8 protein-coding genes and 1 pseudogene are annotated in these 4,520 nt (G+C 67.4%); 5 read left to right on the top strand and 4 right to left on the bottom strand.

Annotation, left to right across the window (positions count from 1 at the left end; translation table 11 throughout):
* Nucleotides 1-188, top strand: a 188-nt coding sequence (locus HC022_RS28820) for a hypothetical protein (RefSeq protein ID WP_217704066.1), incomplete at its 5' end; no start/stop codon positions are given.
* Nucleotides 189-333: 145 nt separating this feature from the next.
* Here the strand turns inward: HC022_RS28820 and HC022_RS19660 are convergent.
* From HC022_RS19660 to HC022_RS19650, 3 genes are all read right to left on the bottom strand, one after another.
* Nucleotides 334-525: a hypothetical protein gene (locus HC022_RS19660; RefSeq protein WP_167453553.1), complete on the bottom strand. Its 192-nt coding sequence runs from the start codon at nucleotides 523-525 to the stop codon at nucleotides 334-336.
* Nucleotides 526-638: 113 nt separating this feature from the next.
* On the bottom strand, nucleotides 639-1,193 hold the full coding sequence (locus tag HC022_RS19655; protein WP_167453552.1) for a hypothetical protein: 555 nt from the start codon (nucleotides 1,191-1,193) through the stop codon (nucleotides 639-641).
* Between the two features lie 146 nt (nucleotides 1,194-1,339).
* Complete coding sequence (locus tag HC022_RS19650; RefSeq protein WP_167453551.1) at nucleotides 1,340-1,837, bottom strand: DUF2938 domain-containing protein; 498 nt, start codon at nucleotides 1,835-1,837, stop codon at nucleotides 1,340-1,342.
* Nucleotides 1,838-2,179: 342 nt separating this feature from the next.
* Here HC022_RS19650 and HC022_RS19645 point away from each other — a divergent pair, with 342 nt between their 5' ends.
* Nucleotides 2,180-2,386 carry a cold-shock protein gene (locus HC022_RS19645; protein WP_008886002.1) on the top strand — a complete coding sequence of 69 codons (207 nt, stop codon included), beginning with the start codon at nucleotides 2,180-2,182 and terminating at the stop codon, nucleotides 2,384-2,386.
* Nucleotides 2,387-2,508: 122 nt separating this feature from the next.
* Here the strand turns inward: HC022_RS19645 and HC022_RS19640 are convergent, their stop codons facing one another.
* On the bottom strand, nucleotides 2,509-3,114 hold the full coding sequence (locus tag HC022_RS19640; protein WP_167453550.1) for a CDP-alcohol phosphatidyltransferase family protein: 606 nt from the start codon (nucleotides 3,112-3,114) through the stop codon (nucleotides 2,509-2,511).
* A gap of 73 nt (nucleotides 3,115-3,187) precedes the next feature.
* On the opposite strand from HC022_RS19640, the gene HC022_RS19635 reads away from it, so the two are divergent.
* From HC022_RS19635 to HC022_RS29370, 3 genes and pseudogenes are all read left to right on the top strand, one after another.
* Entirely contained in the window at nucleotides 3,188-3,571 is a 384-nt protein-coding gene (locus HC022_RS19635) for a winged helix-turn-helix domain-containing protein (protein ID WP_167453549.1), read from the top strand.
* Nucleotides 3,572-3,637: 66 nt separating this feature from the next.
* Complete coding sequence (modA, locus tag HC022_RS19630; RefSeq protein ID WP_167453548.1) at nucleotides 3,638-4,411, top strand: molybdate ABC transporter substrate-binding protein; 774 nt, start codon at nucleotides 3,638-3,640, stop codon at nucleotides 4,409-4,411.
* 9 nt (nucleotides 4,412-4,420) lie between these two features.
* Nucleotides 4,421-4,520: pseudogene (locus HC022_RS29370) on the top strand (molybdate ABC transporter permease subunit); the annotation flags it as partial.

Raw genomic sequence — 4,520 nt, 5'->3', positions numbered from 1 at the left:
GTGGAATTCCCAACCTGACAAGTGCGACGTTTTGGCGCATACTCGACCACATTGAACCAAATGTGTTTCGAGGAACGATCATGAAACCGCGCATTAGAATCAAACGTATTCCCGAGAAGCGCCCTGTGCCCCCGATCTGGAAGGAGCCTGCTCCGACCACGATCTTTTCCGATTGGGCAATGATCTGAAGGGACGACGATGATGAGAAACGATTGACCGCCGCCGGTATGCCTACCGGCGGCGGTTTGCGTTTCTCAACTCGGCTTTTGCGATCATTGCGAGATCCGTAGAGTCCGAGAGATCAATTCCGCCAGACCACCCCCGGCGTCCGGCTCAGATGGCCTTGCGGATTGCCCGCGCCGCCTTGGACGCCAGTTGCGTCTCAAGGCTCCGGCCGCGCTTGAGCGGGCGGTGCCGGATAGGTCGGTTGCGCATCGGGCGGGTGGTGCCGTAGCCTGTCGTGCCGGAGGTCTTGCCGCGGGCGTAGGCCGAAAGGGCTTTCTTCGCGATGGTCTTGATCGACATTGGAGGTCTCCTTTCCTGCGATCCGTTGCGGTGTCGGGGAAAGAACGTCCATGCCACCGGGCCTGTTCCGACGGCGCCGCCGGTCGGCGACGCCTTGCCGGTCCGGCCCGGACCTACTGTACCCGCGTCTGTGCCAGCGGAGCGCCATCCAGCGTCCGGCCGGTGCGCCGCTCGTAGCCGTTCCGGCTGTTCTGGCTGAAGGCGATGGCACAGACCGCACCGATGCCGATGGCGGCGGGCGGCACGCCCCCGGCCAGCAGCGCGATGTTGTTGCACGCCGCGAACATGCCCGCCGTCTCGACCGTCCAGTTGGCCCGCGCGGGCTTCGTCCCGATAGAGACCAGCGCCTTCTTGGCAGCGTATTTCACCGGTATGAGCATCAGCGGCGCCCCGCCCCCGGCCCAGGACACCAGCGGATTGGCCTCGGTGAAGCCCGACGCGATCCCCGCCGCGGTGCTGCCGACATCCCCGATGTCCGCCGGCCCAAGGCGCACACGGTCGAGCGGATCCTGGCTGCGGGTGCTCGCGAGCGGCGTCTCGACGGCGCGCGTCACCTCGGCCACCGCGGCCGGATCGGGGGCGGACCGGCTGCGCGGCGCCTGCGCGCACGCGGTCAGTCCGAGGACCGCCACGAGGGCGGCGGCAGTTGCAGTTCTGGCTGCTGGCATTCGAATACCTCCATGAAACGGGACATCACCCGGCTCATGGATGGGACGGCGGTGCTTAAGACGCGGATAACGCGGCGCCTGCCGACGGGCGCTTTGTCGTCAAAAACCCCTGAATCTACTTCAAATTTTACGCAACACTGGAAATTTTACGCAACACTTGCGCCATGGATGAAGGCCAGCTCCCCGACCCACATACCGAGACCGAAGACCGTGTGCGCCACCAGCCCGAGCCCCCGCGCCCGCCACGGCGTCGCGCTCTTCGACTGGGCGATGCCCAGCCCCATGCCCGGATGCAGAAGGAACCACCCGGCGCCGACGGTCACCAGCGCGAAGACCCAGAGCGGCAGGAAGCTCGGCGCCGCCAGCCAGTCGCGCCCGGCGAGCAGGACCCAGATCAGCCCGTAGGCCACGCCCACTGCGTAGTGGAACGCCCAGCCTATCGCTGCCTCGCTCGGCACCCCGGGCACGCCGGCGATGGCGTCATGGAACACCCGCCCGCTGCGCAGCGTCGCGACCCAGCGCCCGACGAAGGCCCAGTTCGGACGGCCGATCCCGCAGAGCCGCTCGAGCAGAAGGCCCCAGAGGTCCATCGCCACGGTCCCGGCGAGCCCCATGACCACCCCTGCCACCACCAGTTCGCCCATCGCGGGAATTCCTTGTCACTGTCTCTGCCGCGCCCGGAAGGATGCGCGGGCATCTCTGCGGTCCGCAAGCCCCTCCCGGTCGAGGCACCGAAACCGCCGCCCAAACCCCGGACCGAGGCGCAAAAACCACACAGTATCAAGTGTCGTTGCGGCGTTCCATGCCACCTTGCCGGGATTTTCCTTGCCGGAATCATGTCGTTCTGGCATACGAGTTCGCGCTGACGTTACCACTATCGACCCACCTGTCTCCGTCACCGGCAACAGCGCTACCGATACTGCACTGACGATACGCCGGGCTGTCGCACTCTCGCGGACAGCATGAAACAGGAAAGGGTTCTACCCATGGCAACTGGCACCGTGAAATGGTTCAACACCACCAAAGGCTACGGCTTCATCGCTCCTGAAGGTGGCTCGAAGGACGTCTTCGTGCACATCTCCGCAGTCGAGCGCTCGGGTCTGACCGAACTCAAGGACAACCAGAAAGTGTCCTACGAGCTGCAGTCCGGCCGTGACGGCCGTGAGAGCGCGATCAACCTCGAGCTGCTCTGATCCGTACCGGATCCATTGAAGAATTCTTAAAGGCGCGCGGCCACGGCGCGCCTTTTTTCATTGCGTTACGTTCATGGCCAGACGTTCATGGCCTGGCAGGCTGACGCGCGGCCCCGGCGGCCTCAGCCGAAGAGCCGCCAGCCGGCCATCCAGCGGGTCAGCGTGGTGACGAAGCAGGCCACGGCGAAGACCACCGCCAGCACCGGGAAGTAGCCCGGCACGAGGCACATGAGCACGAAAAGCAGGATGGTCTCGGCCCCTTCGGTCAGCCCGCCGAGGTAGTAGATGCCCTTGGTCGGGTAGTCTTCGGCCCGGATGCCCCGGCGCTCGGCGATCACCGAGAAGGCGAGGAACGAGGACCCCGTGCCCACGAAGCTTGTCACCAGCAGCAGTGCCGGCAGGGCGTTCGCCGCCGGATCCGCCAGCGCAAAGCCCAGCGGAAACAGCGCGTAGAACAGGAAATCCAGCGCGATGTCGAGGAAGGCGCCGCGATCCGTCGGCTCCGAAAGCCGCGCGACCTCGCCGTCGAGTCCGTCCGCCAGCCGGTTGGCAAGCAGCCCCGCCAGCGCCAGCCAGAACAGCCCGAACGAGGCGGCAACAACGGCCAGCAGCCCCAGTACGAAGCCCGTCAGCGTGATCCAATCGGCCCGGATCCCCGCGCCGTGCAGACCCCGCGCCGGGCCGTGCAGCAAGCGGCGCTGCAGCGGCAGAAGTCTTGCGTCGAACATGCGCCCTCCCTCGCTGGGCCGACTGAACCGCGTTGCGCTTGCATGCGCAAGCGCGATCCCGGACAGTTGATCCATGAGCGACCTGATGCCCTCTCCCGAGTCCGACACCCGCCTGCGCATGCGCATCCTCTTCGGCGACAGCGCCATGCTTGGCCCCGGCAAGGCCGACCTGCTCGAGCTGATCCGCGACACCGGCTCCATCGCCGCCGCGGGCCGCGCCATGTCGATGAGCTACAAGCGGGCCTGGAGCCTAGTAGATGAGATGAACGCTGCCTTCCGCGCGCCCCTCGTGGCCCGCAGCCGTGGCGGCACCAAGGGCGGCGGCGCCCTGCTGACCGAGACGGGCGAGACCGTGCTGAGCCACTACCGCAACGCCGAGGCCGCCGCCGCCCGCGCCGCCGCCGAGGACATTGCAGCACTGAGGGCCATGCTCTCCGATATTCCCAGCGGGAAATAACGCTTGCAAGCCGGGACGATCCGAGTCGATATGTTTCAAGGAACATATCACTCCGGAGCTTCCCCCATGTCGCTGTGCCCCCGCCCGCCCCTTGCCGCCGCCGTCCTCATGCTGGCGTCCTCCGCCGCTGCCGCGAATGCCGCCGAGGTGACCGTCTTCGCCGCGGCCAGCATGAAGAATGCCATGGACGAGATCTCGGCCCGCTACGCCGAGGAGACCGGCAATACCGCGGTGGTCTCGCTCGCCGGGTCCTCGGCGCTGGCCCGTCAGATCCAGGCCGGGGCGCCCGCCGACGTGTTCATCTCGGCCAACACCGGCTGGATGGACGCACTCGAGCAGGACGGGCTGATCGACACCGACAGCCGCGTCGACCTGCTGGGCAACAGCATCGTGCTGGTCGCGCACGACCCGGACGCCGCGCCCGTCACCATCGACGCCGACCTGCCGCTGGCCGAGATGCTGGGCGAGGACAGGCTCGCCATGGCGCTGGTCGACGCGGTGCCCGCCGGGATCTACGGCAAGGCGGCGCTGACGTCGCTTGGGCTCTGGGACGGCGTCATGCCCCAGGTGGCGCAGACCGACAACGTGCGCGCCGCGCTGGCGCTGGTGGCCACGGGCGAGGCGCCGCTCGGCATCGTCTACGCCACCGACGCCGCAGCCGAACCCGACGTGTCCGTGCTCGGCACCTTCCCCGACGACAGCCACGCGCCGATCACCTACCCCGCAGCCACGCTCGCCGACGGCGACGCCGCCGTCGCGCAGGAGTTTCTCGACTACCTGCAAGGGCCTGTTGCGCGCGCGGCCTTCGAACGGCAGGGTTTCACTGTCCTGACGGAGTGATCCCCACCCATGACCCTGCTCAGCCCCGAGGAATGGCAGGCCGTCGCGCTGTCGCTGCGCGTCGCGCTCTGGGCGACGCTTGGCGGGCTCCCGTTTGGCATCCTCGTGG

The sequence above is a fragment of the Salipiger sp. HF18 genome (assembly GCF_011806505.1).
GTDB lineage: Bacteria > Pseudomonadota > Alphaproteobacteria > Rhodobacterales > Rhodobacteraceae > Salipiger > Salipiger thiooxidans.
This window is presented reverse-complemented; position numbering and strand designations above follow the sequence as displayed.

What these genes read in the sequence shown, in the direction of transcription:
- HC022_RS19645 (WP_008886002.1), top strand. Translation starts at nt 2,180, where the DNA reads ATGGCAACTGGCACCGTGAAATGGTTCAACACCACCAAAGGCTACGGC.
- modA (WP_167453548.1), top strand. Translation starts at nt 3,638, where the DNA reads ATGTCGCTGTGCCCCCGCCCGCCCCTTGCCGCCGCCGTCCTCATGCTG.
- HC022_RS19655 (WP_167453552.1), bottom strand. Translation starts at nt 1,193, where the DNA reads ATGCCAGCAGCCAGAACTGCAACTGCCGCCGCCCTCGTGGCGGTCCTC.
- HC022_RS19660 (WP_167453553.1), bottom strand. Translation starts at nt 525, where the DNA reads ATGTCGATCAAGACCATCGCGAAGAAAGCCCTTTCGGCCTACGCCCGC.
- HC022_RS19640 (WP_167453550.1), bottom strand. Translation starts at nt 3,114, where the DNA reads ATGTTCGACGCAAGACTTCTGCCGCTGCAGCGCCGCTTGCTGCACGGC.
- HC022_RS19635 (WP_167453549.1), top strand. Translation starts at nt 3,188, where the DNA reads ATGAGCGACCTGATGCCCTCTCCCGAGTCCGACACCCGCCTGCGCATG.
- HC022_RS19650 (WP_167453551.1), bottom strand. Translation starts at nt 1,837, where the DNA reads ATGGGCGAACTGGTGGTGGCAGGGGTGGTCATGGGGCTCGCCGGGACC.